Here is a 25272-nt window from a genome sequence, read left to right as displayed (position 1 = left end):
GCGCGCGCCGGCGAATCCCGCCCCTCGCGCGCCGACCCTATTCTCGCTATGTTTTACGAGGCGCCGACCGTAAAGACGGCCTTTGGCGACAGGGACTCGACAAGAGCAGGCTTCGTCATGGCCCTGCTTTCCGCCGTGGCGCTGACGCTCTTCCTCCATTCGGCGGTCGCGTTCGTCGGCGTCCGACTTGACACCCGCCCGCGCCTGGGTCACTCGGCTCGTCAATCCAAAACGAGGGGACGAGCAGCGCATGGCGAAGGCATTCGTGTTTCCGGGGCAGGGGTCGCAGGCGGTCGGCATGGGCAAGGCGCTCGGCGAGGCCTTTCCGCAGGCGCGCGCCGTCTATGAGGAAGTGGACGCCGCGCTCGGCGCGCCGCTCTCCAAGCTCATGTTCGAAGGCCCGGAAGCCGAGCTGACGCTCACCGCCAACGCCCAGCCGGCGCTGATGGCGGTCTCGCTCGCCGCCCTCCGCGTGCTGGAGGCCGAGGCGGGGCTCGATCTCGCGCGGGACGCGAAATTCGTCGCCGGCCATTCGCTCGGCGAATATTCCGCGCTCGCGGCCGCCGGCGCGCTCTCCATCACCGACACTGCGCGCTTGCTGCGGCTGCGCGGTCAGGCCATGCAGGCGGCGGTTCCGGTCGGCGCGGGCGCGATGGCCGCGCTCATCGGCGTCGATCTCGACGCCGCTCGCGCCATCGCCGAGGCCGCCGCCGAGTCCGAGGGACAAGTCTGCCAGGTCGCCAATGACAATGGCGGCGGCCAGATCGTCGTTTCCGGCGCCAAGGCTGCGGTGGAGAAGGCCATTCTCATCGCCAAGGAGCGGGGCGTGAAGCGCGCCGTGCCGCTGCCGGTCTCCGCCCCCTTCCATTGCGCGCTGATGCAGGGCGCCGCCGACGCCATGCGCGAGGCGCTGGCCACGACGACCATTCTCGCGCCCAAGGTCCCCGTCGTCGCCAATGTGACGGCGAGCCCGATCGTCTCGCCGGACGACATCCGCCGGCTTCTCGTCGAGCAGGTGACGGGAACTGTGCGCTGGCGCGAATGCGTCGCCTATATGGCGGGCGAGGGCGTCGACACATTCGTCGAATGCGGCGCCGGCAAGGTGCTGACCGGCCTGTTGAAGCGAATCGTCTCCGGGGCCGCGGGCCTCGCTGTCGGCGCGCCGGAGGATCTCGACCCCTATCGCGCTTCCGCCTGAGCAGTGAAAAAAAGCCCGGCCGCAAGGGCCGGGCTCTCCGTCCGGGAGGAGGAGGACGCTTCAGTATCTCGCCACCACGGGAGCGGGGGTGAAGAGATTGAAGTGGTAATTGACGCCGGCGCGCACGGTGTTGATCTGCGTGCGGCGGTTCCAGTTCAAGCCAGCCAGCGCGGTGACCGGCAGCGCGGGGAACAGCACGGGCGCGACCAAGGCCCAATTGTTGTTGTTGTTCGCGTTGTCGTTGAGCTCGGTATAGAGATATTCGATCTTGGCCGACCAATTGGGCAGGAAGGCCCATTCGACGCCGCCGCCGGCGGTCCAGCCGCCGCGCACGTCATTGTTATTGTTGTTCCCCCACCAGCCGAGCGAGGGATGGCGCACCTCGCCATAGGCGAAGCCGCCCGTGCCGTAGATCAGCAGGCGCGAATCGAGCAGCGCCAGGCCGATGCGGCCGCGCACCGTGCCGAACCACGGCACGCTCGTGCGGTCGGTGGCGCCCAAGCCGCCCCACCAATTGTTATTGTTGTTGCCGCCGCTGCCGATGCTGGTGCCCTGAATGTCGGACTCGAGGCCCACGACGAAGAGCGGCGAGAGCTGATAGTTCCAGCCGATCTGGGCGCCGCCGATGACTCCGCCGCTGTTGTTGCCGTTGTTGTTGTTCCCGCCCCAGTTCCAATTGTTGTTGTTGCGGCTGCGGTCGACCCAGCCCCCGCCGATGTTCAGGCCGACATAGGGACCAGTCCAGGAAAAGACCGGCGGCGGAATGAAGACCGGCACGACTTCTTTGCGTGAGGGCAGATCGGCCGCGCTGGCCGAGCCGGCGAGCAGCGCCGAAGAGATCGCCAGAACGGAAATCCAATTTTTCATCGAAGGCTCCTTCAATTCTCAAAAAATTCGGCGCACGCACGCCAACCTCGCTGTTCGACCCCAGCAACATAAGCATTCGAACCGCTGCGACGCCAAGATTTCGTAAATCGCCGACACTGTAAACGCCGAAATAGGCTATATTGGAGCCGATTAGCGTTTTCTGTCGGCGGTGTGATAAAAAAGCACCCCTAGGTAGTTCTTAGTTGCTGCATTTGTACTATGCCTGACCATGATTTTCTCTCCGCGAAACTACTTAAGACGCCAAAGAAAGGCGCCCCGCCCTCCGATTGCGCGCCGCGCGGCCGGCGCCTATAGAAGCGCATCGAGTTTCGCGAAGCCGTGCGACGAATGCGGCGGCGAGGGGGGATAGAGATGTTCGAACTGAGCGGCAAGACGGCGCTGGTGACCGGCGCGAGCGGCGGCATCGGCCGGGATATCGCGCGCGCGCTGCACAGGAGCGGCGCGGTCGTGGCGCTTTCGGGAACGCGCGAGGAGGCGCTGGTCACGCTCGCCGCCGAGCTCGTCGACCGCGTCCATGTGCTGCCCTGCGATCTCTCCGACAAGGCGCAGGCCGAGGCGCTGGTCCCGGCGGCGGAAAAGGCGATGGGCGGGCTCGACATTCTCGTCAACAACGCCGGTATCACCCGCGACATGCTGTTCATGCGCCTCAAGGACGAGGATTGGGACGCGGTGCTGAACGTCAATCTCACCTCGGCCTTCCGCCTGTCGCGGGCGGCGCTGCGCGGGATGATGCGCAAGCGCCATGGGCGCATCATCGGCATCACCTCGATCGTCGGAGTCACCGGCAACGCCGGCCAGGGCAATTACGCCGCGGCCAAGGCGGGCATGATCGGCATGACCAAATCGCTGGCGGCCGAGGTCGCCTCGCGCAACATCACGGTCAATTGCGTCGCGCCCGGATTCATCGAGAGCCCGATGACCGATGCGCTGAACGAAACGCAGAAGCAGACGATCCTGCGCGCGGTGCCGGCCGGGCGGCTCGGAACGGGCGCGGACGTGGCCGCCGCCGTCGTCTATCTCTCGAGCGAGGAAGCGGCCTATGTGACCGGCCAGACTCTCCATGTGAATGGCGGAATGGCGATGATCTGAAGCCCCCGAAATGCCGCGGGGCGCCTCTCGCCACGGCGAATTAATTATGCTACCAGACGCGTCGCTGGCCGGGGGCGACGCCGTAAGAGCAATTCGGGCCGGCGATTCGGCCCGCCTCCCAATGGCGACATTTCGGCGGATCGTGCGAACGAAACCGCAAAAATGTGACGTAGTTTACCCCTGAAACGATCGAGCGTGGTCCGAGCCGAACTCGGGATCCGCCACATCGGTGTCAGCAGAGCGATCGAACGAGGATCAGAGCAGATGAGCGATATCGCCCCGCGCGTTAAGAGTATCGTTGTCGAACATCTCGGCGTCAAAGAAGAAGAAGTGAAGCCGGAGGCGTCTTTCGTCGACGATCTCGGGGCCGACTCGCTCGATACCGTCGAGCTGGTCATGGCCTTCGAGGAGGAGTTCGGCGTCGAGATCCCGGACGAAGAGGCCGAGAAGATCAACACGGTCGGCGACGCGATCAACTATCTCGAGAAAGCCAAGGCGGCTTGAGGCGATAAGCCTTCGCGACGCGGATCGTTCGACGATCCGCGCTGTCGCGGTTTCGAGATACGCACTGAATAGCAAGGCATAGCGCTCGAGAGAATCCATGCGCAGGGTGGTGGTCACTGGTCTCGGCATCGTTTCGCCGTTGGGCTGTGGCGTGGACGTCAATTGGCGACGACTGATCGCCGGAGAGCACGGATTTCGCCGCATCGATACTTTCGAGGCGTCGGACCTCCCGTGCCAAATAGCAGGTTTCGTGCCGCGCGGCGACGGAACCGCGGGAACCTTCGATCCGAACGCCTGGTTCGAGCCGAAGGAGCAGCGCAAGGTCGACGACTTCATCATCTATGGCGTCAGCGCGGCGACTCAGGCGCTGGCCGACGCCGGATGGACGGCGGACACGCCCGAGAAGCAGAATTCGACCGGCGTGCTGATCGGCTCCGGCATCGGCGGGCTCGGCGGCATCTATGAGACGTCCGTCACGCTGAAGGACAAGGGTCCGCGGCGCGTGTCGCCCTTCTTCATCTCCGGCCGCATCATCAATCTGGCCTCCGGCTATGTGTCGATCATGCATCGGCTCAAGGGCCCGAATCATGCCGTCGTCACGGCCTGCTCGACCGGCGCGCACGCCATCGGCGACGCGGGCCGGCTGATCGCGCTCGGCGAGGCGGAGGTGATGGTCGCCGGCGGCGCCGAATCGCCGGTCAATCGCATCGGCGTCGCAGGCTTCGCCGCCTGCAAGGCGCTGTCGACCGGCTTCAACGATCGTCCCGAGGCGGGATCGCGTCCCTATGACCGCGATCGCGACGGCTTCGTCATGGGCGAGGGCGCGGGTTGCGTCGTGCTCGAATCCTATGAGCACGCGGTTGCGCGCGGCGCGCGAATCTACGCCGAGCTCATCGGCTACGGCATGTCGGGCGACGCCTATCACATCACGGCGCCCGCGCCGGACGGCGACGGCGCCTATCGCTGCATGGAGATCGCGCTGAAACGCGCCGGCGTCTCCGTCGCCGACGTGGATTATGTCAATTCGCACGGCACCTCGACGCCGCTCGGCGACGAGATCGAGCTTTCGGCCGTGCAGCGGCTCGTCGGCAATCAGACGCCGCGCCTGTCGATGTCCTCGACCAAATCGGCGATCGGGCATTTGCTCGGCGCGGCCGGAGCGGTCGAGGCGATCTATTCCATCTTGGCGCTCAATCACGGCGTCGCGCCGCCTACTCGCAATCTGGACAATCCCTCGGTCGAGACCGAAATAGACCTCGTGCCGCACAAGGCGCGGGAGCGGAAAATCGACATTGTCTTGTCCAATTCGTTCGGTTTCGGCGGCACCAACGCGTCCCTCGTCTTCCGGCGTCCGCAATGACCGGCGCGGCCGCGCTTCCGCTCACGCCTGCGGAGGAGGGGCCGTTCCTGATTTCGCCACAAAGAACGATAGGGTGACAGACGCGGTGACGCCGCAAAGTCGTCGCAATCCTCTCGAGCGCGGCGGCTGCTACGGCTACGGCGCTTCGTTTGTCGGCCCGCCGCGTTTTTCTGGTCGGCGAATTTGGATTTGATCCGAATCGCGACGCGGCCCGAAACCCAAGAGACGGAGTGTTCCCGATGAGCGATGCTCCAAATGATTCGCCCGAGACGCCGAGGCCCGGCGCATCCGATCCCGATTCCCGGCCGACCGGCCTGGATTCCCAGGGGCAAGAATCCAAAGGACAAGAGTCCAAAGGGCAAGAGTCCAAAGGGCAAGTGTCCCAGGGACAAGAGTCCAAAGGACAGGACGCCTCCTCTTTTTTCCGGCGCCGCGCGAGCCTGCGCAGCGCAGGGGGCGCGCTGCAGCCGGACGCGCCGCCTCCGCCTCCGCCGCGCGCCAAGAAGCGGGAGGGCGCGCTCTCCGTGGTGAGCAGCCTCCTCTCCTTCCTGCTGGTGTTTGCGGTGGCCGGCGTTTTCGGCCTCATCGCGGTGCTGCACAAGCTGCGCGAGCCCGGTCCGCTGGCCGCCGAGAAGATCGTCTATATCGCCCCGCACAGCGACGTTCCCGAGATCCTGGCGCAGCTCGAGCGGGACGGCGTCATCGACAATCCGATGCTGATGAACATCGCCATGCTCATCGAGGGCGTGCGCAGCAGGCTCAAGCCCGGCGAATACGCCTTCAAGCAGAACGCCAGCCTGCGCGAGGTCATGGACGAGCTGGTCAATGGCCGGCAGATTCTGCATGGCGTGACCATTCCCGAGGGTCTGACGACCGAGCAGATCGCCGCGCGGCTGCGCGACAGCGATTTTCTGGCCGGCGACATGGCCGAGCTGCCCAAGGAAGGCGCGCTGCTGCCGGAGACCTATAAGGTCGCGCGCGGCTATCCGCGCGCCAAGCTGCTGCTCAAGATGCAGGAGGATCAGCGCAAGCTGCTCGATCAGATTTGGGCGCGCCGCAATCCCGATCTACCGGTGAAGACGCCCTATGAGCTGGTGACGCTCGCCTCCATCGTCGAGAAGGAGACCGGCAAGGCCGACGAGCGCCCGCGCGTCGCCGCCGTCTTCGTCAACCGCCTGCGCAAGGGCATGCGGCTGCAATCGGACCCCACCATCGTCTATGGCCTCGTCGGCGGCCGCGCGACGCTCGGCCGCGGCATATTGAAGTCCGAGGTCGAGAAGTGGACGCCCTATAACACTTATGCGATCGACGGCCTGCCGCCGGGGCCGATCGCCAATCCCGGCCGCGCCGCGCTGGAGGCGGTCGCCAATCCCTCGCGCACGCAAGAGCTCTATTTCGTCGCCGACGGGACCGGCGGCCATGTGTTCGCCGAGACGCTCGACCAGCACGCCAGGAATGTGCAGCGCTGGCGGCAGATCGAGAAGGACCGCGCCTCCGGCGTCGATCGTCTCGAGCCCGGCGCTGCTGTCGGGCCGACGCAGCCCGCCCCGCGCGAGAAGCGCGGCGATGCGGCGTTCGGCCGTCTCGTCGCGCTCGCCGATGCGAGCATGGAGCCGCAGATCGCGATCGGCGATCCGCGCCATGGCGCGCTGAAGCGAATCGGCGCCGTGCTGCCGGCCATTCCTTTCGAATATGCCGGCGCCAATGAGGAGAGCCTGCGGCTCGCCGCCGAGCGCGCCGCCGCGGCCGCAATGGCGTCGCCGCCGCTATTCACCACCCAATTCGCGCAGCGCGCGCAGCCGGAGGCGCGGGCCGTCGTCATACTGGCCGCCAATGCCGCGGCCGACGATCCGCAGGCCGGCTCCGACGAGCTGGCGGAGGATGACGGGCTCGAGGCGTCGAGCTATCCGGTCTCCGCCGCTCTGCGCGCCGAGCAGCGCGCCCGCGCCGCCCGGCTGGGATTGACCGTCGAGGAGCGGCCCTTGCCGCTTTCGGCCTCCGCCGAGACCACGCAGCCGCCGCGCGGCGGCCGGGCGCGCGCCTTCGACGCGTCGGAAGGCACGGCGCTCGATCCGTTGCGCGACCGCGGCTGGGATTTGAACTCCGCCAAGACCGTGCCCGACGTGGCGAAGTTTCGATGACGAAACAGCGCGTGGCCGATCGCGAATAGCTCGTCCTTCGCCGTCCGCGTCTCGCCTTCCGCCTCTCGCCTCCTGCCAAGGATCGCAATGTCCCTCGCCAGCATGACCGGCTTCGCTCGCGCCCACGGCAGTCTCGGACCATGGCGCTACGCCTGGGAGATCAAGACCGTCAATTCCAAGGGGCTGGACCTGCGTTTGCGCGTCCCGCCGAATTTCGACGCGGTGGAAGTGAAGGCGCGCGCGCTGATCGCGGCCAAGATCGCCCGCGGCTCCTGCTTCGCCAATCTCACCGCCAAGCGCGATGACGCGCTGGTCGAGACGCGCGTCAATCGCGCCGCGCTCGAGCGTCTGCTGAAGGCGCTGGACGACGTGCCGCTGCACGCGTCCTTGCGACCGGCCTCGCTCGATGGCCTGCTCGCCGTGCGCGGCATCGTCGAGGTCATCGAGCAGGAGGACGACGAGGAGCAGCGCAATGCGCTCGACGCGCGCGTGCTCGCGACACTGACGCAGGCGCTCGACGCGCTCGCGGCCTCGCGCGCGGCGGAAGGCGCGGCCATCGGCGATGTGCTGACGGCGCGGCTCGCGCGCATCGGCGAGTTGACCGAGCAGGCGGAGGCCCTGCCGGGCCGCTCGGTCGAGGCGGTGCGCGCCCGTCTCGCGAGCCAGATCGCCGTCCTGCTCGAGACGGGCCATTCCTTCGATCCGCAGCGCCTGCATCAGGAGGCCGTGCTGCTCGCGGTGAAGGCCGATATTCGCGAGGAGCTGGACCGGCTGAAGGCTCATGTGGCGAGCGGCTGCGGGCTGATCGAGAAGGGCGGGCCGATCGGCCGCCGTCTCGACTTCCTCGCCCAGGAACTGTCGCGCGAGACCAACACGCTCTGCGCCAAATCCAACGATGGCGCGCTCACCGCCATCGGGCTCGAGCTCAAGATCGAGGTCGAGCAGTGGCGCGAGCAGGTGCAGAACATTGAGTGAGGAGAAAATAGCGAATAGGGAGTAGCGCGAAAGACGCGCTCCATTCGCCACTCGCTATTCGCTGGACCAAAGATGCCCACAACGCCGGACCGCCGCGGAATCGTCCTCATCCTCTCCTCGCCCTCCGGCGCGGGGAAGACGACGCTGACGCGCATGCTGCTGCAGAACCGCGAGCTCGACCTCACGCTCTCCATCTCGGTGACGACGCGCCCGCGCCGCTCGAGCGAGGTCGACGGCATTCATTATTTCTTCATTTCCAAGGCCCGATTCGAGTCGATGCGCGACAATGGCGAATTGCTGGAATGGGCCGAGGTCCACGGCAATTATTACGGCACGCCGCGCGGGCCGGTCGACGAGATATTGGGCGAAGGCCGCGACGCGCTCTTCGACATCGACTATCAGGGCACGCAGCAGGTTCGCGAGAAAATGGGCGTGGACACTGTCACCGTCTTCATTCTGCCGCCGTCGATGAAGGAGCTGCGCGCGCGTCTCGAGCGCCGCGCCGAGGATTCGCGCGAGGCGATCGAGCGCCGCCTCGAGAACGCCCGCAACGAGATCCAGCGTTGGAAGCAATATGATTATGTGCTCGTGAACGACGATCTGCAGCGCAGCTTCGACGATCTGCTCGCCATATTGCGCGCGGAGCGTCAGCGCCGGCCGCGGCGCGTCGCCGGCATAGAGGCTTTCGTCGCGCGTCTGTTGAGCGAGTGATAGGGTTTCGGCGGACCAACCCTCGGGATTCGAGAAGGACTTGGACGATGACGCCCGCAAAGCTCCTCGCCGCGGCGTTCGCGGCGCTCTGCCTCGCCGCTTGCAACTCCACGCAGCCGGCCGCTGTCGCCGAGGCGCCGGCGATCGCGACGCGCAACGTCACGCCGGCGGGCTTCCGGCTGCCGGAAGGCTCCGGATGCGCGGGGGCGATCGACCGCTATCGCGCGATCATGGCGAACGACATCGCCATGGGCCATGTGAATCAGGGCGTCTATGCGACGATAGAGGGCGAGATCGACGCCGCGGCCGCCGCCTGCTCGGCGGGCCGGGACGCTCAGGCCGTCGCGCTGGTGCGCGCGAGCAAGGCCCGCCACGGCTATCCCGGCTGAGCCGTCGCGACATTTCGTCCGTGACGCATCGGAAGCCGGTTAGATTGGAAGCAATCCTAACTCGAGCCGTTGTGGCCCGAAGGTCCTTCTTCTACCTTGATAATCAAGCTCTAGCGCATTCGCAGCCAGGCCCGCGCCGCAGGCGTTCCGCAATGGCGGTGGGCCGGTTCTTGCTTCGCTTCCTGCTGGGCGTGGGCGAAGGCGTCGAAACGAATCATCGAAAGGCGTGACATGAAATCCTTCCGCATTCTTCTCGTCGCCGCGGCTCTCGCGGCGGGCGCTGGCGTGGCCGTGGCGGCGGACGAGACCTCTCTCGAAATCTCCATCAAGGATCATCGCTTCACGCCTGCCGAGCTGCACGCCGCCGCCGACAAGCCGATCATCATCGTCGTGAAGAATCTCGATGCGACGCCGGAGGAATTCGAGAGCAAGGCGCTCAAGATCGAGAAGGTCGTCGCCGGCGCCGCCGAGATCACCGTGCGGGTGCGTCCGCTGAAGCCGGGCCGCTATCATTTCGTCGGCGAATATCACGAGGCCACCGCCAAGGGCGAGCTCGTCGTCGAGTAAGGACAAAACCCATGCTGGGCGCTCTCATCATCGTCTTTCGCGAGGTCATAGAGGCGGGTCTCGTCATCGGCATCGTGCTGGCGGTCACGCGCGGGGCGCGCGGCTCGCGGGCCTTCGTCTTCGGCGGCGTGGCCGCGGGGGCGCTCGGCGCCGGCGTCGTCGCGCTGTTCGCCGATGCTTTGTCGCAGGCCGTCGCCGGACGTGGGCAGGAGCTGTTCAACGCCGGCGTTCTCGCGGTGGCGGTGGTGATGCTCGCCTCGCACAACATATGGATGGCGCGCCACGGCCGCGAGCTGGCGAGCGAGCTTGCCGCCGCCGGCCGTGCCGCCGTCTCGGGCGACAAATCCTTCCTCGCCCTGGCCCTGGTCGTCGCGCTCGCCGTGCTGCGCGAGGGTTCGGAAGTGGCGCTCTTTCTCTATGGAATATTGGCGTCCGGCGAATCGGCGGCCGATCTCCTGGCGGGCGGCGTCGCCGGCCTCGTGCTCGGCGCTCTGGTCAGCGCGCTCACCTATTTCGGCCTCGTCACCATTCCGGCGCGGCATTTGTTCTCGGTGACGACGGCGATGATCACTCTGCTCGCGGCCGGCCTCGCGGCGCAATGCGCGGGCTTTCTGCAACAGGCCTGGATCGTCACCGCCCTGTCGCAGACCGTGTGGGATACCTCCGGCGTGCTGCCGGATTCGAGCCTCTTCGGCCGCGTGCTGCATACGCTGATCGGCTATGTCGATCAGCCGACGGCGCTGCAGGTCGTCGTCTATGTGGCGACGCTGGCGGGCATTATCATCGCCACCCGTCTCGCCGCTCCGCGGCCCCGCGCCGCCAATGTCCACGCCGCGGCGGAGTGACGTTCGCCTCGCGCGCGGATGGAGGTCGGGCTATCGTCGCGCGGAGTCGACGCGAGCCGTCAGGCTCGCATCGCGCGCGGAGCTCGAAAAATCCGATTACTCCGCCGCGTCCTGCTCCTGTGCGTCGCGCGCGAGACGCTCGGCCTTCAGCAGTTCCGCGACGAGGAAGGCGACCTCGATCGCCTGCTCGGCGTTGAGGCGCGGATCGCAGGTGGTGTCGTAACGCACGCCCAGCTCCTGCTCGGAAATGTCGCGCGCGCCGCCCATGCATTCGGTGACGTTCTGTCCCGTCATCTCGAGGTGAATGCCGCCGGCGTAAGTTCCCTCGGCGCGATGCGCCTCGAAGAAATTGCGGATCTCCGTCATCACGCGATCGAAGGGCCGGGTCTTGCGGCCGCCGGCGCTGATCGTGTTGCCGTGCATCGGATCGCAGCACCACACGACTTTGCGGCCCTCGCGCGCGACGGCGCGCAGGATCGGCGGCAGCGCCTCGGCGGCCTTGTCGGCGCCGAATCGGCAGATCAGCGTCAGCCGCCCCGGCTCGTTCTGCGGATCGAGCGTGTCGATGAGGCGCAGCAGCGCGTCCGGCTTCAGGCTCGGCCCGCATTTGAGGCCGATGGGGTTCTGCACGCCGCGGAGATATTCGATATGGGCGCCGTCCTCCTGGCGCGTGCGGTCGCCGATCCAGAGGAAGTGGCCGGAGGTGGCGAAATAGCCGCCCTCCAGCGAATCGACGCGGGTCAGCGCCTGCTCATAGCCGAGCAGCAGCGCCTCATGCGAGGTGTAGAACTCCGTCTGCCGCAGCTCGGGATGATGCTCGGGATCGAGGCCGATGGCGCGCATGAAGCCGAGCGTCTCGCTGATATGGTCGGCGAGCTGCGAATAGCGCTCGGAAAGCGGGCTGTTGCGCACGAAGCCCAGCATCCAGCGATGCGCGTTGACGAGATTGGCGAAGCCGCCGGTCGCGAAGGCGCGGAGGAGATTGAGCGTCGCCGCCGATTGCCGATAGGCCATCAGCTGCCGATGCGGATCGGGCGTGCGGGCGGCGGCGGTGAATTCTATGTCGTTGACGATGTCGCCGCGATAGCTCGGCAGCTCCAGCGCGCCCTGCGTCTCGGTGGGGGCGGAGCGCGGCTTGGCGAATTGCCCGGCGATGCGGCCGATCTTGACCACAGGCGAGGCCGCCGCATAGGTGAGCACCACCGACATTTGCAGGAAGACGCGGAAGAAGTCGCGGATATTATCGGCCGAATGCTCGCTGAAGCTCTCGGCGCAATCGCCGCCCTGCAGCAGAAAGGCGCGGCCTTCCGCCACTTGCGCGAGCGAGCGCTTCAAATTGCGCGCCTCGCCGGCGAAGACCAGCGGCGGAAATCCGGCGAGCTGCCGCTCGACATCGGCGAGCGCCGCCTGATCTCGATAGATCGGCGTCTGCTCGATCGGCCTGGCTCTCCAGCTTCCGGGCGTCCAATTCTCCACGATCGTCCAGCTCCTGCTCGCCGCTCCCCTGCGCGGCCCAGCTATACAGGACCCCGGCCGGGGAGGCGACAATTTTGCCGCCGCGCCGCGAGCTCGACCGTGGCGCCCCGCCGGCCCGCGCATGCGGTTTTTCCGCAAGATGACGCGCCGGGCCGTTTTCCCTAGCCTCGGCCCACGACCTGTTTTGGACGAGCGCTTTTTTCATGCCTGTCGCTTTATCGAATTTCATCCATGCCGCCCGTTGGATCGCCGCTTTCGCCGTTCTTCTCGCTCACGCCGGCGTGCTCATCGCCCTGAGCGACATAATGGTCGCGCCGCATGGGCCGCTCGTCTATGTCTGGTGGTTCGCCGCCGCCTTCTCGCATCAGGCGGTGACGGTCTTCTTCGCGCTCTCGGGCTTTCTCGTCGGCGGCCGCGTCTTCACGGCCATAGAGCGGCAGAGGCCGTTCCTGCGCGCCTATTTCATCGATCGCGTCAGCCGCATCTATATCGTGCTGGCGCCGGCGCTGGCGCTGACCTTTGCGCTCGACGCCCTCGGCCGGGGCCTATTCGCCGGAGCCGGCGTCTATGAGCTCACCGGCCTCGAAGGCGCCTACGATCCCGCGCGCATTCTCACGACGCTCGCCATGCAGCAGCATATCTGGGCCGGCCAGGCGGGCACCAATGGCCCGCTCTGGTCGCTGGCCTGCGAATTCTGGTTCTATCTGCTCTTCCCGCTGCTGCTGCTGCCCCTCGCGCGCTGCTATTCCAAGACGGTGCGCCGCGCCGCCTTTTGCGCCGGCGTCCTCCTCCTTCTGCTCCTCTCGCTGCCCTCCTCGCGCATTCCCTTCGGCTTCGCGATCTGGTCGATGGGCGCGCTGGCGGCCCGCGCGCAGCGCCCGCTCCTGCGCGGCAAATATCTATCGTTCTTGCTTTTTCTCGCGGTCGTCGTGGTTGCGCGGCTGGCCGTGCGCGGCCCCTTCGTCGAGGCGCATCCGGCGTTGCACGACGTCGCCGACGCGCTCACCGCGGCGACCTTCGCCAATCTGCTGACGACGCTTCGCTTCTGCGAGACCGGCTTTTGCGTGCGCCATGCGGCGCTGCATCGCCGGCTCGCGGATTTCTCCTTCTCGCTCTACGCCACGCATATGCCGATCGTTTTCTTCTTCTGGGCGGGAACGGGCCATATTTTCGGCAAGGACTGGCACAGACTTCTTCCGACGCCGGCGCATTGGATCGCGGCGGCGACCGTCCTCCTCGTCGCGCTCGCCGCGGCCTGGGTCTTCTCGCTCGCCACCGAGGCGCGAACCGCGGCGCTGCGCCGAATGCTGCATGCGGCTTTCGCCATGGCGGATCGACGCGCCCGTCTCGGCGAGCGCGCGCGGTGGGTTGGCCAAGGTCGAGCCGAGGGGCTATAAGCCGAACGAGGCCAAACGCCATCGGAGACTCATGCCGGTCCTCTTGTCGCAATTCATCGAAGCCTGTCGTTGGGTGGGCGCGCTGCTGGTGCTCGCCGTCCATTCCACCAATATGTTCGTCAATCTCGCCGACATAATGAGCGCTCCCCATGCGGCGAGCGTCTACGCCTGGTGGTTCTTCGTCAGCTTCGAGCTCGGCCACCAGGCCGTCGTCGGCTTCTTCGCCATTTCCGGCTATCTCGTCGGCGGCGCGGTGCTCGCGCAGCTGCGCAAGGGCAAGCCGTTTCTGCGCGATTATCTCATCCACCGCTTCGCGCGCATCTATATCGTTCTCGCCCCGGCGCTGCTGGTCACGGCGGCGGCGGATTGGATCGGCCGCGGCTGGTTCGGCGACAGCGGCGTCTATGACTGGCCGGTGTTCAAGGACCATGATCGCGCCGATCTCTTCCTCGGCTCGCTCGGCAATCTCGCGGCGATCTATTGCGACTTCTTCGGCACCAACGGGCCGCTGTGGTCGCTGGCCTGCGAATTCTGGTACTACATCTCCTTCCCGCTGCTGCTGCTGCCCTTCGCCCGCGCCTATTCGCCGCGGACGCGCGCCGCGGGTTTCGCGCTCGGCCTCGCCATCGTCGTCGTGATGTCGATTCCGTCTGGCGGCTGGTTTCGTTTCGGCTATCTGCTCTGGGGCCTCGGCGCGCTGGCGACGCTGGCGCCGCGTCCGCTGGTCAAATCGCGCTGGCTGGCGCTCGCTCTTTATGTCGCCGCCGTCATCCCGATCCGCCTTTTGGTGCGCGGCCCCATTCTCGTCGCGCTTCCTTTCCTCGCCGATCTCGCCGATCTGCTCGCGGCGGTCCTGTTCCTCAATCTGGTGGCGACGCTGCGTTTCGGACCAGACGAGGGCTGGGCGCTGTTCCGGCCGCAGCTGCATCGGCGTCTCGCCGATTTCTCCTTCTCGCTCTACAGCGTGCATATGCCGCTGCTGATTCTCGCCCGCGCCATCGTCGACCAGCGTTTCGGCGCGCTATGGGCGCGCGAGCTGGCGACGCAAGCCCATTGGATGACGATGGCGGCGGTGATGACGGCGGCGCTGCTGTTCGGCTTCCTCTTCTCGCGGGTGACGGAGGCGCGCACCAACGCCGCGCGGCGGGCGATGCGCGCCGGTTTCGAGACGGCCGAGAATTGGCGGCGCAGGCGCTTCCCGCCGCCAGTCACGGAGGCGATCGTCCCCGAGCCTGAAAAAGCCGACGCATGAGCGCGGACAAGTCTACAGAACCGCCTGTCGACGAAACGTCGCATCCTTCCGCTATTGGCCCGGCGACGGAGGCCGCCGCGGGGGCGCGCCCGCGAGGACGCGCGAAAATGAAGCCACAGCCCAGCGGCCCGATCGTGGGCGATTCGCCCTTTCTCTGGGTCATGCGCTTCGACGAGGATGGCGCGTCCACGCTGATGGCGGATCACGAATTGCCGCCGCTCGACGCCGCCAGCGGCTATTTCTGGGTCCATCTCAATGTCGCCGATCTGCGCTATCGCGACTGGGTCGCCGGCCGAGCGCATATTCCGGCGGAGGCGCGCGCCCTGCTCATCGATCAGGACAGCCATCAGCGGCTCGACGCCGACGAGCAGGCGCTGTGGGGCGTGATCGCCGATTACGGCCGCGATCTCGAGCGCGAGGAGGATGTGCTGCGCCCGTTGCGCGTCGTCGTCACCGAGCGCTGCATCGTCACCGCGCGTCGCTACGCCGTCGAATCGACGGCCGCCATCCGGCAGGCGGCGCTCGAGGGCCAGTCGCTGCGAACGCCGCTCGACCTCTTCGAGGCGCTGGTGTCGCGCAGCCTCGTCGCCATAGACGTCGGTCTCGACCGGCTGCTGATCAAATTCAATCAGATCGAGGATCGAGTTCTCGACGACGAAGCGCATGACGAGCGGCGCGAGCTCGGCGCCTTGCGCCGCCAGACGATCCGCCTGCGGCGCGAGCTCGCCGACGGGCAGCGCGTCTTTTCCCGCGCCGCCTTCTCGCCGCGCGTCACGCAGCCGACCCATGCGGCGCTGCGCCGGCTGACGCAGCGCTTCGATTCGCTGCAGCAGGAGCTGCAAGCGGCGGAGGAGCGCGCGCGCCTGCTGCAGGACGAGATCGTCTCCAATCTCACCGCCGAGACCAATCGCCAGCTCTATGTGCTGACCATTCTGGGCACGCTCTTGATGCCGCCGACTCTGGTCTCCGGCCTCTTCGGCATGAACACGAAAAACCTGTTCTTCGCCGATAATGAGCAGGGCACGCTCTATGCGACGGCGATCTGCGTCGCCTCGGCGGCGGCGGCGTTTCTCGCGCTGGCGTGGATCAAGAGACGCGAGGGTTAGCGGAGCGCGCGCGCTCGCCGCGCGCGGCGGCCGTCCTGGCCGGGCTTGTCCCGGCCATCCACGCCGAGCAGCTGAGCGTCTGAAGGAAAGCGCCCGCTATCGACGGATTTCGTCCCATGGCGGGCGCCGCCGAAGCTTCGGCGTCACAAGGATTCTGATTACAAAGGATCTCCACAAAGTGGGGAACAGTTCATTCGTGAGGCTGCTATGACGATCGGCGACAAGCCTACGATGCATGCGGTTTTCAACATGTCCGCCGCTGAGAGCATCAGGCAGGCATTCAGCCAGATCGGTCGCCACGAACTTGTCCTCGGCTTTCCTGACAATCTCAGCTTCGGACCGATCGATCCGCCGAGCGCGCGTTTGCGCCATGTATGGATCGAGAATGAACTCGGTGTGGACTTTGAGGAGGTCGTCCAGACGGCCGACAGATTTTGGGCCGAGACCGCTTCTTCAGCCGCTCTTCCCGTCGCCTGGATGTCCACTCTCGACGCGGCAGAATATTGCGGCTTTCTCGAATTCGTCCGGCGAAGGGGCGATGCGCCCTTCCGGGTCGTCATTTTCACTGGTTTCGAATACGCCGGAAACGGCGAGACGATCATCGCCGCGGCATCTCTCGGTCTCGTTCCGCCGGATCAGATCGTCGAGGCTCGATTATTCGATCATGAGAAGGAACTGCGGCCGGACGAAATCGAGGCCTTCCTCGAGATGTGGCGCCGGCTCAGGCAGGAGAATGCTCCGCTACGGGTCGTTGACGGGACTGGGCTCGTGTCCGCGCCAATCACTCATTTCGACGACGCTATCGTGTCTTGCGCGAGCGGCGATTGGCAGAAAGGAACGAGCCTTGTCGCAACCACGATGTCGCAGCTGAGCGCTCGCCCGCTTGACCGAGCGCCCAGCGATCTCTTGCTGTGGGCGCGCGTCCGGGCGCTCGGAGAGGCAGGTATTCTGGAAACCACGGGAGACGGAATTGAGATGTGGAGCACGCTTGTCCGTCGCAGTCAGGAGCCGTCACGCTAAAAGGGCGGATCAGGAATCCCCGCTCGGGCCTTCCGCCTGCCCTATCGATCGCCCCCGCCGATCAGCCTCACGCCGCAGCGAGGCTCTCGAACAAGCCGCGGCCGTCGATTCCGCCGACCAGCGGATCGATGAGATTTTCCGGGTGCGGCATCAGGCCGAGCACATTGCGCCGCTCGGAAAAGACTCCGGCGATGTCGTTGCGCGAGCCATTGGGATTGGCCTCGCCGCCGATGCGGCCGAGCGAATCGCAATAGCGGAAGGCGACGCGCCCCTCGCCCTCGAGCCGGGCGATCGTCTCCTCATCGGCCTCGTAATTGCCCTCGCCATGGGCGATGGCGACCTTGATCGTCTGGCCCGGCCGGTAATTCTTGGTGAAGGCGGTGTCGGCGCGCTCGACGCGCAAATGCTGCATGCGGCAGACGAAGCGCAAATTGGCGTTGCGCATCAGCACGCCGGGCAGCAGCCCGCCCTCGCACAAAATCTGAAAGCCGTTGCAGACGCCGAGCGTCAGGCCGCCGCGCGCGGCATGGGCGCGCACCGCGTCCATGATGGCGGCGCGGCCAGCGATGGCGCCGCAGCGCAGATAATCGCCGTAGGAGAAGCCGCCCGGCAGCACGACGAGATCCGTGCCCGCCGGCAGCTCGGTCTGCGAATGCCAGACCATGGCGGGCTCGTGGCCGGTCGCCTGGCGAAGCGCGCGCGCCATATCGCCTTCGCGATTGGAGCCGGGAAAGACGATGACGGCGGCTTTCATGGGATCAGATCTCGATCTGGAAATTCTCGATGACGGTGTTGGCGAGCAGCTTCTCGCAGGCGGTCCGCAGCCGCGCCTCGACGAGGGCGCGGTCGGCGCCCTCCAATTCTATGTCGAACACCTTGCCTTGCCGCACGCCGGCGACGCCCTCCACGCCGAGCGAGGCGAGCGCGCCCTCTATGGCCTTGCCTTGCGGATCGAGCACGCCTGTCTTCAATGTGACGATGACGCGGGCTTTCATGCGGCGGCTTTCCTGTTCGGGCTTCGGAGGCTGGCCGCAGGGTTAGCGGGGGACGCGCCGGAGCGCAAGCCGTTCCGCTGTCCGTTCCGCCGTCCGTTCCTCCAGCGGTTCAGCCGCCCGAGCGCGACCGCATGGCGGAGACGAAGCCGATGGCGCCGAGCAGCGCGATCATGGCGGCGAAGACCGGCTGGCCGGATGCGAGCGTCAGCATGACGGCGACGAAAGTGGCGACGCCGATCACCGACGAGACCGCCAGCGAGCCGAGCGGCGACGATGCGGAGCGGGCCGCCGTCGCCGCGGCGCGCGGGCGCGGCTGGCCGGCGACGGCCGAGACGACGGCCTGATAGGCGGGGTCGAACATGATTCGGTCCACCGAGAGCGGCGGCGCGGAATAGGGAAAGCCGCCGGAAGACGCGGCGAAATCGCGGTCATAGGTCGTCGCCTCGAAGACGCCGGGCCCGGTCTTGGACAAATAGATGTCGATGGTCGCCGTGTCGCGCTCGCCGTCGCGGACCAGCAGAGCGGCGCGCAGCGTCGCGGCGGCGTCGGCGCCGTTGCGGGAGGGCAGGCGCGAGCGCGGAACGATCTCCGCCTCGTCGAGGAATTCTTTCGTCGATTCGCCATGGGCCGCCGCCGCGGCGCGCGCCGCAGCCTGCGCCTCGCGAATGACGATCCGCAGCGGAATGCGTTCGCCGACGAGGCGGGGAAGGCCGGAGAGAGCCGCGTCGCTCGGCCCATAGGCCGTCAGCAGGGTCGCCTCCTCGCCGGAGAGCGTCTCGCGCGGCAGGTCGCCGAGCGGGACGGCGAAATTCCGGTAGCCGGCGGGAAGCGCGTCGCGAAGGCCGGGGCCCGGCCGCGGCGTCTCGACGCGCGGCGTCGCGCCGGCTGTCTCTTCGACAGGCTCGGCCCTTGCGGCGACCTGGGAGACGCGCGACAGCGCACGCACGCTGGGCGTTCTCGATGTGACGGCGGAAATCGGCGAAACCATGTCTCGTGACCATCCAGGCGCGGCGTACGCGCGCGCGCAGTTTCGGCTGTCCGGCTTGCGTGAAGCTGAGCTGGCGCAACCGGAGCGATTATCGCGGCGCCCTGTCGACGTCGGGTTACAGAAAAAAGTCGAATGCCGCCGACCCCGCTCTATCTGCGTCGCGAGGGAGCGGCGTCATGCATGCAGTCTCCAATTATCCAGGACGTCGGCGCGCGACGCAGGAGGCGGCGCGGCGGGAGGTGTTCGCGGTCGTCGGCTCGCTCGCGCGGGAGATGCATCCGCGGCGAAACGCGCCGGCCGAGATTTCGCTGTCGAGCCGGCTCGAGCAGGATCTCGGCGTCGACAGCCTCGCCCGCGCCGAATTGACCATGCGGCTCGAGCGCGCCTTTCACGCGCCGCTGCCGATCGAGGCGCTCGGCCGCGCCGATACGGTCGGCGATCTGCTGAATGCGCTGGAGAAAGCCCCCGGCGCCGAGCCGCCGTCCTTTGTCGAGCCCACGCCCGGCGAGGCGCTGCCGCATATTCGCGCCGCCTTCGAGGCGCGGACGCTGACCGAGGCGCTGGATTGGCACGCCGCGCAAAACCCCGAGCGCCTGCATCTCACCTTCTTGCGCGATGCGGCGACTCCGGCCGGCGCGCTCACCTATTGGCGGCTCGCCGACGAGGCGCGCCGCGCGGCGGAGGGGCTCGTCGCCCGCGATGTCGCGCCCGGCGATCGCATCGCGCTGATGCTGCCGACGGGAATCGACTTTTTCGTCGGCTTTTTCGCCATTCTCTACGCCGGCGCCATTCCGGTGCCGATCTATCCGCCGATGCGCATGGCGCAGATCGAGGAGCATCTCACCCGCCAGATCGGCATATTGCGCAACGCCGGCGTGAAAATGCTTCTCACCACGCCGGAAGGGTTGCGCCTCGCCGGCCTCGCCCGTCGACAGATCGAGACGCTGGAGGAGATCGTCGCCGTCGCCGATCTCATCGCCGCCGCCAGCGGCGCGCCGCTGCCGCCGACGCGCGAGGCGGGCGCGACCGCCATGCTGCAATATACGTCGGGCAGCACCGGCGACCCGAAAGGCGTGGTGCTGAGCCACGCCAATCTTCTGGCCAATGTCCGAGCCATGGGCCTCGCCATCGGCGCCAGCTCGGCCGACACTTTCGTGAGCTGGCTGCCGCTCTATCACGATATGGGATTGATCGGCGCCTGGCTCGGCTGCCTGCATTTCGGCGCGCCGCTCTATGTGATGTCGCCGCTGACCTTCCTGTCGCGGCCGACGAGCTGGCTGGAGGCGATCGACCGACATCGCGGCACGCTGAGCGCCGCGCCCAATTTCGCCTTCGAGCTCTGCCTCGACAAGATCGATCCGGCGCAGATCGAGGGGCTCGATCTCGGCTCGCTGCGCATGGTCGCCAATGGCGCGGAGCCGATCTCGCCGCGCACGCTGCGTCGTTTCGCCGAGAAATTCGGCAAATACGGCTTTCGGGCGGAGGCCATGGCGCCGGTCTATGGCCTCGCCGAGAATTCCGTGGGCCTCGCCTTTCCGCCGCCCGGCCGCGCGCCGATGATCGACCTCATCGACCGCGACGCGCTTTCGACCGACGGCCGCGCCGAGCCGGCCGCGCAGCAAGCGCCCGCGCAGGATTCTGCAACGCTGGAGATCGTCTCCTGTGGCGCGCCGCTGCCGGACCATGAGATCCGCATCGTCGACGCGGCGGGCCGCGAGCTCGGCGAGCGGCGCGAGGGGCGGCTCGAGTTCCGCGGGCCCTCCGCCACGGCGGGTTATTTTCGCAATGAGGAGAAGACCAAGGCGCTGATCCGCGACGGCTGGCTCGACAGCGGCGACCGCGCCTATCTGGCCGGCGGCGAGCTCTATGTGACCGGAAGGGTCAAGGACATCGTCATTCGCGCCGGGCGCCATCTCTATCCGCAGGAGATAGAGGAGGCCGTCGCCGCGGTGGAGGGAATCCGCAAGGGCTGCGTCGCCGCCTTCGGCGTGGCGGATACGGAAACCGGCACGGAGCGGCTGATCGTCGTCGCCGAGACCTATGAGACGGTTCCCGAGGCGCTCGGCGCGCTCGAGACCAAGGTCCAGACCGCGGTGGGCGCCGCCTGCGGCGCGCCGGCGGATGAAATTCGATTCGTTCCGCCGCGCTCGACCCCGAAGACCTCGAGCGGCAAGATTCGCCGCGGCGCCGCCAAGACGCTGTTCGAGGAGGGCCGGCTCGGCGAGCCGCGCGGCCCGGTCTGGCTCCAGATCGCGCATCTGGCGCTGCTCGGGCTGTGGCCGGCGGCGCGGGGCGCGGCGCGGCGGGCGGGCGAGCTGCTCTATGCCGGCTGGTGGTGGCTCGTCGTCGGCGTCGGCTATTTCGCGACCTTTGTCGCGGTGATGATTCTGCCCAGCCGCGCGGCGCGCTGGGCCGCGGCCCGGCGAATCGCCGGAATCATGCTGCGCGCGCTCGGCGTCGAGATCACGACGGAAGGACTGGAGCGTCTGCCCGCCGGCGGCGCCGTGCTCGCCTTCAATCATTCGAGCTATGTCGATGTGATGCTGCTCGTCGCGCGCCTGCCGGGCGAGCCGGCCTTCGTCGCCAAGAAGGAGCTCGCCGGGCAAATCTTCGCGGGTCCTTTCCTGCGGCGGCTCGGGGCGCTGTTCGTCGAGCGTTTCGACATAGCCGCGAGCGTCGCCGATGCGCAGATTCTCGCGGCGGCGGCGCGGGAGGGGCGCAATCTGGCGTTCTTCCCGGAGGGGACGTTCACTCGCCGGCCGGGTCTATGCGGCTTCTATCTCGGCGCGTTCAAGATCGCCGCCGAGGCGGATCTGCCGGTCTATCCGGGCGTCTTGCGCGGAACCCGCGGCATGTTGCGCGGCGGGCAGTGGTTCCCACGGCGGGCGGCGCTATCATTGGCGATCCTGCCGCCGCTGCGCGCGGGCGGGACGAATTTCACCTGCGCGCTGCGGTTGCGCGACCATGTCCGCGCCGCCATTCTCGCGCGCTGCGGGGAGCCGGATCTGAGCGAGCTGTCCAAGCCGCGACGGGCGGAAGCGTAGCGGCGCGGGTCCCCCCAGCCCTCCCCGGCTGCGCGGGAGAGGGAGCAGATTCCGCGCTCCAGGGAGATTTCGCGACACGCGGGGGAAGGGTATCCGCTACTCGTCCTCGCCGAAGCGATTGCCGACCAGCGCCGTCAGCGCCTCTATCGCTTGCGCGGCCTGCGGCCCGGCGGCGGTCACGGTGATGGTCGAGCCCTGCGCCGCGCCCAGCGTCAATATGCCCATGATCGAGCTGCCGCCGACCGTGTCGCCGCATTTGGAGACGGTGATCTCGGCCTCATAGGTCTCGCAGCACTGGACGAATTTGGCCGTCGCCCGCGCATGCAGGCCCTTGCGGTTGACGATGACGAGGTCGCGGATGAGGCGGCCGCCTTCGGTCGCGGCGGAAACGGTCTGATCGGTCATTTCGCGTTGAGAACTCTGCTGGCGATATAGACATATTTGCGCCCGGCGTCCTGGGCTTGCAACACCGCCTGCTCCAGCGGAGCCGTCTCGCGCACCGAGGCCAGCTTGATCAGCATGGGCAGGTTGATGCCGGCCAGCACCTCGACCTTGCCGCCGTTCATCACCGAAATGGCGAGATTGGAGGGCGTGCCGCCGAACATGTCGGTCAGCACGACGACGCCGTCGCCGCTATCCGCCTCGGCGATGGCGTCGATAATGTCCCGCCGACGACGCTCCATGTCGTCCTCGGGGCCGATCGAGATCGACACGAGCTGTTTCTGCGGGCCGACCACATGCTCGAGGGCCGCGCGAAACTCCGTGGCGAGGTGGCCATGGGTCACCAGGACCATTCCGATCATTCGCAGCTACCGCTCATGAAGACCGTCTCGCAGGAGAACGAGATCGTCGAAACCGGAGAACCGAAGCAGACCGGCATCGCGGCTCACCAATTTACTAACGCGAATGTCGCCCCGACGTTCGCAGCGTTTCGGGCGCCATTTTGTGCGTTGCGGCGAAATTGGCAAGCGAAAACCTCCTATCCCCGCTAAAATGCCACAAACTGATGAATAAACGACAAAATCTTTCTTGCCGCTCCGGTCTCGCGGGCGTCGGCGGCGAGCCGCGGCAGGGTCACTCCGCAGAGTTTCGCCTCTTTGCCCCCCTCCTGTGGATATCGATGCGGGGCGTCGTCGCGCGGCCCGCGCAAGTCCACGAGACAGCGCAGCACGCCCGCCGGCTCGAATTCGGCCGGAAGGACGCCCCTCCCGCGCTCCTCTATCGCGCCGGCTATGGCCGGATGCGGCCGCGCCACCAGACGGCCGTGGCGGCGGACGAGCGCGACGCGATCATCGCCGATGAGCCGCGCGAAAAGGCCTCGCTCCTGCGCGAGATGGATCAGCTCGAGGCCGAGCCCGCTCTTGCCGGCCCCGGAAGGTCCGCGCAGCAGAACGCCGGCCGAGCCCAGGAGCAGGGCGTTGGCGTGAATCATGACGTGGTCTTCGTCGCAGTTTTCGTCATCCTGACCCTCGGGGCGGGATGCGTCGCTCATCGCGCGGCCGGAAGCCAGAGCACGAAGCGCGCGCCCAGCACGTCGTCCTCCGGCGCGATCTCGTCGGTTCCCTCCGGCTCGGCGCGCGTGCGGTTCATCGCGCGGATGCGGCCGTTATGCGCCTCGATGATCTGCCGCGAGATCGACAGGCCGAGCCCGGAATTCTGGCCGAAGCCCTGCTCCGGCCGATCCGTGTAGAAGCGCTCGAAGATGCGCTCGAAAGCATGGGCGGGGATGCCCGGCCCGTCGTCGTCGACGATGATCTCATAGCCGTCGACCGGCGCGCCGCCCGGGCCGATCGCCTGCTCCGGCCGCAGCGAGACGCGCACGCCGCCGCCCGGCGAGGAGAAGGAGCGGGCGTTGTCGATGAGATTGTCGAACACCTGCGCGAGGCGCGAATCATGGCCGAGAATGCGCCAGCGACGCCGCGGATCGGCCGGCTGAACGTCGAGCGTGATCGCGACGCCGTCGCCGCGGTCGAGATCATGCGCCATGCCGACGACCGTCTTCAGCACGCCGGCGACGTCGACGATCTCCATATCGGCGCGCGCGAGCTCGGCGTCGAGACGCGAGGCGTCGGAAATATCGCTGATGAGCCGATCGAGCCTTCCGACATCGTGCTTGATGATGGTGAGCAGGCGCGAGCGGGCGTTCTCGTCCTTGACGATGGGCAGAGTCTCGACCGCGCTGCGCAGCGAGGTCAGCGGATTTTTGAGCTCATGCGCGACATCGGCGGCGAAATGCTCGATCGCCTCGATGCGATTGTAGAGCGCGCGCGTCATGTCGCGCAGCGCGCCGGAGAGATGGCCGATCTCGTCCTGGCGCTGCGAGAAATCCGGAATCTCCTGGCGCGATTTGACGCCGCGGCGCACGCGATCGGCCGCCTCGGCGAGACGACGCATGGGCTCGGCGATGGTGCCGGCGAAGAACAGCGACAACAGCAGCATCACGCCGGCCGAGACCAGGAAGATGCGGATGATGCCCCAGCGCTCCTGCGCGAGAATGGCGTCGATGTCGCCGCCGAGCGTCGACAGCAGCAGCGCGCCGCGCACCGAGCGGAAACGCTGCACCGGCACGGCGACGGAGATGATGGTCTCGCCCTTGGCGTTGGCGCGCACCACGGAGAGCGGGCCGCCGGTGAGCGCGGCGGCCACTTCCGGATAGGCTTTGCCATTGCCGGCGCCGATGTCCTCGTAGAGCGGCAGCTCCGGCCGCCGCGTCCAGCGCCGCAGCGCATCGATCCCGCGCTCGAGGTAGCCGGTCGACTCGGATGCGCCGCCGGCGGGTCCGAGCTCGAAGCGCAGAATATTGGAGCGGCCGGTGACGGAGCGCGAATCGAGCAAGAGATAGCCGTCGCGATCATAGATGCGCGCGCGCGTGCGCGTCGGCGACACCAGGCGGCGCAGCAGCGGGCCGATGCGCTCGGGATTGAGCGAGAACTCCATCGACGGCTGGCTGCCTTCGGCGAGGCTGTAGCTCTGGCCGGGCGCGAGCCGCAGCAGCTTCTCCGGATCGATGGTGATGGCGTCGGTGTCGACAGTCGCGGAGGCGGCGATCGCCGCGGCGATGATCTCGCCTTGCGTCTGCAGGCTCTGCACGCGCGCGTCGATCAGACCTTCGCGGAACTGGTTGAGATAGAGGAAGCCGCCGAGCAGCGCCACGAGGCCGCCCAGATTGAGGACGACGATGCGCCGGGTGAGCGAGGACGACAGGCGTGACTGAACGGCGCGCGCGAGACGCGCGAAGCGAACCGACGCGGCGCGGCCGATGCGCTTTTGCCGCGCCGGCGTCTCGACGACGCCATGGTCATTTTCTGTCGTGACGGTCATGAGCCG

General features: G+C 67.4%; 24 protein-coding genes. 15 read left to right on the top strand and 9 right to left on the bottom strand.

Annotated elements, in window-relative coordinates; genetic code table 11:
* Window positions 1-250: 250 nt before the first annotated feature.
* On the top strand, window positions 251-1198 hold the full coding sequence (fabD, locus tag VIF40_RS04855) for an ACP S-malonyltransferase (protein WP_331936394.1): 948 nt from the start codon (window positions 251-253) through the stop codon (window positions 1196-1198).
* A gap of 60 nt (window positions 1199-1258) precedes the next feature.
* Here fabD and VIF40_RS04850 read toward each other — a convergent pair whose 3' ends face one another.
* A complete protein-coding gene (locus VIF40_RS04850; protein WP_331936393.1) occupies window positions 1259-2065 on the bottom strand; it encodes an outer membrane protein in 807 nt (268 codons plus the stop codon).
* Window positions 2066-2437: 372 nt separating this feature from the next.
* Here VIF40_RS04850 and fabG point away from each other — a divergent pair, with 372 nt between their 5' ends.
* The 9 genes from fabG to VIF40_RS04805 all read left to right on the top strand — a co-directional run bounded on the left by fabG (window position 2438) and on the right by VIF40_RS04805 (window position 10667).
* Window positions 2438-3175, top strand: a complete 738-nt coding sequence (fabG, locus tag VIF40_RS04845; protein WP_331936392.1) for a 3-oxoacyl-[acyl-carrier-protein] reductase — start codon at window positions 2438-2440, stop codon at window positions 3173-3175.
* A 264-nt stretch (window positions 3176-3439) separates the two neighbouring features.
* Entirely contained in the window at window positions 3440-3679 is a 240-nt protein-coding gene (locus VIF40_RS04840; RefSeq protein WP_024878155.1) for an acyl carrier protein, read from the top strand.
* A 97-nt stretch (window positions 3680-3776) separates the two neighbouring features.
* Window positions 3777-5039, top strand: a complete 1263-nt coding sequence (fabF, locus tag VIF40_RS04835; protein WP_331936391.1) for a beta-ketoacyl-ACP synthase II — start codon at window positions 3777-3779, stop codon at window positions 5037-5039.
* 239 nt (window positions 5040-5278) lie between these two features.
* Window positions 5279-7180, top strand: coding sequence for an endolytic transglycosylase MltG (gene mltG / locus VIF40_RS04830; RefSeq protein WP_331936390.1), 1902 nt, complete (start codon window positions 5279-5281; stop codon window positions 7178-7180).
* Between the two features lie 87 nt (window positions 7181-7267).
* The gene (locus VIF40_RS04825) at window positions 7268-8155 is read left to right on the top strand and encodes a YicC/YloC family endoribonuclease (protein WP_331936389.1); all 888 of its coding nucleotides are present in this window, start codon (window positions 7268-7270) and stop codon (window positions 8153-8155) included.
* A 72-nt stretch (window positions 8156-8227) separates the two neighbouring features.
* A complete protein-coding gene (gene gmk, locus VIF40_RS04820; protein WP_331936388.1) occupies window positions 8228-8866 on the top strand; it encodes a guanylate kinase in 639 nt (212 codons plus the stop codon).
* A gap of 47 nt (window positions 8867-8913) precedes the next feature.
* On the top strand, window positions 8914-9255 hold the full coding sequence (locus VIF40_RS04815) for a hypothetical protein (RefSeq protein ID WP_331936387.1): 342 nt from the start codon (window positions 8914-8916) through the stop codon (window positions 9253-9255).
* 231 nt (window positions 9256-9486) lie between these two features.
* Complete coding sequence (locus VIF40_RS04810; protein WP_331936386.1) at window positions 9487-9822, top strand: cupredoxin domain-containing protein; 336 nt, start codon at window positions 9487-9489, stop codon at window positions 9820-9822.
* 11 nt (window positions 9823-9833) lie between these two features.
* Entirely contained in the window at window positions 9834-10667 is an 834-nt protein-coding gene (locus VIF40_RS04805; RefSeq protein ID WP_331936385.1) for an FTR1 family iron permease, read from the top strand.
* Between the two features lie 96 nt (window positions 10668-10763).
* On the opposite strand, the gene VIF40_RS04800 is transcribed toward VIF40_RS04805, so the two are convergent.
* Window positions 10764-12143 carry a class II 3-deoxy-7-phosphoheptulonate synthase gene (locus VIF40_RS04800; RefSeq protein ID WP_331936384.1) on the bottom strand — a complete coding sequence of 460 codons (1380 nt, stop codon included), beginning with the start codon at window positions 12141-12143 and terminating at the stop codon, window positions 10764-10766.
* Window positions 12144-12346: 203 nt separating this feature from the next.
* Here VIF40_RS04800 and VIF40_RS04795 point away from each other — a divergent pair, with 203 nt between their 5' ends.
* From VIF40_RS04795 to VIF40_RS04780, 4 genes are all read left to right on the top strand, one after another.
* Window positions 12347-13540: an acyltransferase family protein gene (locus VIF40_RS04795; protein ID WP_331936383.1), complete on the top strand. Its 1194-nt coding sequence runs from the start codon at window positions 12347-12349 to the stop codon at window positions 13538-13540.
* 31 nt (window positions 13541-13571) lie between these two features.
* Window positions 13572-14792 (top strand): acyltransferase, encoded by a 1221-nt coding sequence (locus tag VIF40_RS04790; RefSeq protein ID WP_331936382.1) that lies wholly within the window; start codon window positions 13572-13574, stop codon window positions 14790-14792.
* Between the two features lie 107 nt (window positions 14793-14899).
* Window positions 14900-15898: a CorA family divalent cation transporter gene (locus VIF40_RS04785; protein WP_331936381.1), complete on the top strand. Its 999-nt coding sequence runs from the start codon at window positions 14900-14902 to the stop codon at window positions 15896-15898.
* A gap of 207 nt (window positions 15899-16105) precedes the next feature.
* On the top strand, window positions 16106-16918 hold the full coding sequence (locus tag VIF40_RS04780; protein WP_331936380.1) for a DUF3658 domain-containing protein: 813 nt from the start codon (window positions 16106-16108) through the stop codon (window positions 16916-16918).
* Between the two features lie 67 nt (window positions 16919-16985).
* On the opposite strand, the gene purQ is transcribed toward VIF40_RS04780, so the two are convergent.
* The 3 genes from purQ to VIF40_RS04765 all read right to left on the bottom strand — a co-directional run bounded on the left by purQ (window position 16986) and on the right by VIF40_RS04765 (window position 18901).
* Window positions 16986-17672: a phosphoribosylformylglycinamidine synthase subunit PurQ gene (purQ, locus tag VIF40_RS04775; RefSeq protein ID WP_331936379.1), complete on the bottom strand. Its 687-nt coding sequence runs from the start codon at window positions 17670-17672 to the stop codon at window positions 16986-16988.
* Between the two features lie 4 nt (window positions 17673-17676).
* Entirely contained in the window at window positions 17677-17913 is a 237-nt protein-coding gene (gene purS / locus VIF40_RS04770; RefSeq protein WP_331936378.1) for a phosphoribosylformylglycinamidine synthase subunit PurS, read from the bottom strand.
* 109 nt (window positions 17914-18022) lie between these two features.
* Window positions 18023-18901, bottom strand: a complete 879-nt coding sequence (locus VIF40_RS04765; RefSeq protein ID WP_331936377.1) for a hypothetical protein — start codon at window positions 18899-18901, stop codon at window positions 18023-18025.
* 176 nt (window positions 18902-19077) lie between these two features.
* Between VIF40_RS04765 and VIF40_RS04760 the strand changes: the two genes are divergently transcribed.
* Complete coding sequence (locus VIF40_RS04760) at window positions 19078-21945, top strand: AMP-binding protein (RefSeq protein WP_331936376.1); 2868 nt, start codon at window positions 19078-19080, stop codon at window positions 21943-21945.
* Window positions 21946-22041: 96 nt separating this feature from the next.
* Here VIF40_RS04760 and VIF40_RS04755 read toward each other — a convergent pair whose 3' ends face one another.
* The 4 genes from VIF40_RS04755 to VIF40_RS04740 all read right to left on the bottom strand — a co-directional run bounded on the left by VIF40_RS04755 (window position 22042) and on the right by VIF40_RS04740 (window position 25266).
* Window positions 22042-22350: an HPr family phosphocarrier protein gene (locus tag VIF40_RS04755; protein ID WP_331936375.1), complete on the bottom strand. Its 309-nt coding sequence runs from the start codon at window positions 22348-22350 to the stop codon at window positions 22042-22044.
* On the bottom strand, window positions 22347-22748 hold the full coding sequence (locus VIF40_RS04750; protein WP_196408001.1) for a PTS sugar transporter subunit IIA: 402 nt from the start codon (window positions 22746-22748) through the stop codon (window positions 22347-22349). Before VIF40_RS04750 ends, VIF40_RS04755 begins: the two co-directional genes overlap by 4 nt.
* Before the next feature lie 185 nt (window positions 22749-22933).
* Window positions 22934-23377 carry an aldolase gene (locus VIF40_RS04745; RefSeq protein ID WP_331936374.1) on the bottom strand — a complete coding sequence of 148 codons (444 nt, stop codon included), beginning with the start codon at window positions 23375-23377 and terminating at the stop codon, window positions 22934-22936.
* A gap of 56 nt (window positions 23378-23433) precedes the next feature.
* The gene (locus VIF40_RS04740) at window positions 23434-25266 is read right to left on the bottom strand and encodes a stimulus-sensing domain-containing protein (RefSeq protein WP_331936373.1); all 1833 of its coding nucleotides are present in this window, start codon (window positions 25264-25266) and stop codon (window positions 23434-23436) included.
* Window positions 25267-25272 lie beyond the last annotated feature (6 nt).

Origin of the sequence: Methylosinus sp. (assembly GCF_036560965.1) — a bacterium.
In the GTDB taxonomy this organism is placed as follows: domain Bacteria; phylum Pseudomonadota; class Alphaproteobacteria; order Rhizobiales; family Beijerinckiaceae; genus Methylosinus.
The sequence above is the reverse complement of the archived record's forward strand: the minus strand, read 5'-3'. Positions and strand labels throughout refer to the sequence as shown.

Excerpts from the sequence above, each read along its gene's own strand:
- purQ (WP_331936379.1), bottom strand. The coding sequence starts at position 17,672 with ATGAAAGCCGCCGTCATCGTCTTTCCCGGCTCCAATCGCGAAGGCGAT.
- VIF40_RS04825 (WP_331936389.1), top strand. The coding sequence starts at position 7,268 with ATGTCCCTCGCCAGCATGACCGGCTTCGCTCGCGCCCACGGCAGTCTC.
- VIF40_RS04815 (WP_331936387.1), top strand. The coding sequence starts at position 8,914 with ATGACGCCCGCAAAGCTCCTCGCCGCGGCGTTCGCGGCGCTCTGCCTC.
- purS (WP_331936378.1), bottom strand. The coding sequence starts at position 17,913 with ATGAAAGCCCGCGTCATCGTCACATTGAAGACAGGCGTGCTCGATCCG.
- VIF40_RS04780 (WP_331936380.1), top strand. The coding sequence starts at position 16,106 with ATGACGATCGGCGACAAGCCTACGATGCATGCGGTTTTCAACATGTCC.
- fabF (WP_331936391.1), top strand. The coding sequence starts at position 3,777 with ATGCGCAGGGTGGTGGTCACTGGTCTCGGCATCGTTTCGCCGTTGGGC.
- VIF40_RS04795 (WP_331936383.1), top strand. The coding sequence starts at position 12,347 with ATGCCTGTCGCTTTATCGAATTTCATCCATGCCGCCCGTTGGATCGCC.
- VIF40_RS04790 (WP_331936382.1), top strand. The coding sequence starts at position 13,572 with ATGCCGGTCCTCTTGTCGCAATTCATCGAAGCCTGTCGTTGGGTGGGC.
- VIF40_RS04740 (WP_331936373.1), bottom strand. The coding sequence starts at position 25,266 with ATGACCGTCACGACAGAAAATGACCATGGCGTCGTCGAGACGCCGGCG.
- VIF40_RS04765 (WP_331936377.1), bottom strand. The coding sequence starts at position 18,901 with ATGGTTTCGCCGATTTCCGCCGTCACATCGAGAACGCCCAGCGTGCGT.
- VIF40_RS04745 (WP_331936374.1), bottom strand. The coding sequence starts at position 23,377 with ATGATTCACGCCAACGCCCTGCTCCTGGGCTCGGCCGGCGTTCTGCTG.
- VIF40_RS04810 (WP_331936386.1), top strand. The coding sequence starts at position 9,487 with ATGAAATCCTTCCGCATTCTTCTCGTCGCCGCGGCTCTCGCGGCGGGC.
- gmk (WP_331936388.1), top strand. The coding sequence starts at position 8,228 with ATGCCCACAACGCCGGACCGCCGCGGAATCGTCCTCATCCTCTCCTCG.
- fabG (WP_331936392.1), top strand. The coding sequence starts at position 2,438 with ATGTTCGAACTGAGCGGCAAGACGGCGCTGGTGACCGGCGCGAGCGGC.
- VIF40_RS04760 (WP_331936376.1), top strand. The coding sequence starts at position 19,078 with ATGCATGCAGTCTCCAATTATCCAGGACGTCGGCGCGCGACGCAGGAG.
- mltG (WP_331936390.1), top strand. The coding sequence starts at position 5,279 with ATGAGCGATGCTCCAAATGATTCGCCCGAGACGCCGAGGCCCGGCGCA.
- VIF40_RS04805 (WP_331936385.1), top strand. The coding sequence starts at position 9,834 with ATGCTGGGCGCTCTCATCATCGTCTTTCGCGAGGTCATAGAGGCGGGT.
- VIF40_RS04785 (WP_331936381.1), top strand. The coding sequence starts at position 14,900 with ATGAAGCCACAGCCCAGCGGCCCGATCGTGGGCGATTCGCCCTTTCTC.
- VIF40_RS04755 (WP_331936375.1), bottom strand. The coding sequence starts at position 22,350 with ATGACCGATCAGACCGTTTCCGCCGCGACCGAAGGCGGCCGCCTCATC.
- VIF40_RS04850 (WP_331936393.1), bottom strand. The coding sequence starts at position 2,065 with ATGAAAAATTGGATTTCCGTTCTGGCGATCTCTTCGGCGCTGCTCGCC.
- fabD (WP_331936394.1), top strand. The coding sequence starts at position 251 with ATGGCGAAGGCATTCGTGTTTCCGGGGCAGGGGTCGCAGGCGGTCGGC.
- VIF40_RS04840 (WP_024878155.1), top strand. The coding sequence starts at position 3,440 with ATGAGCGATATCGCCCCGCGCGTTAAGAGTATCGTTGTCGAACATCTC.
- VIF40_RS04750 (WP_196408001.1), bottom strand. The coding sequence starts at position 22,748 with ATGATCGGAATGGTCCTGGTGACCCATGGCCACCTCGCCACGGAGTTT.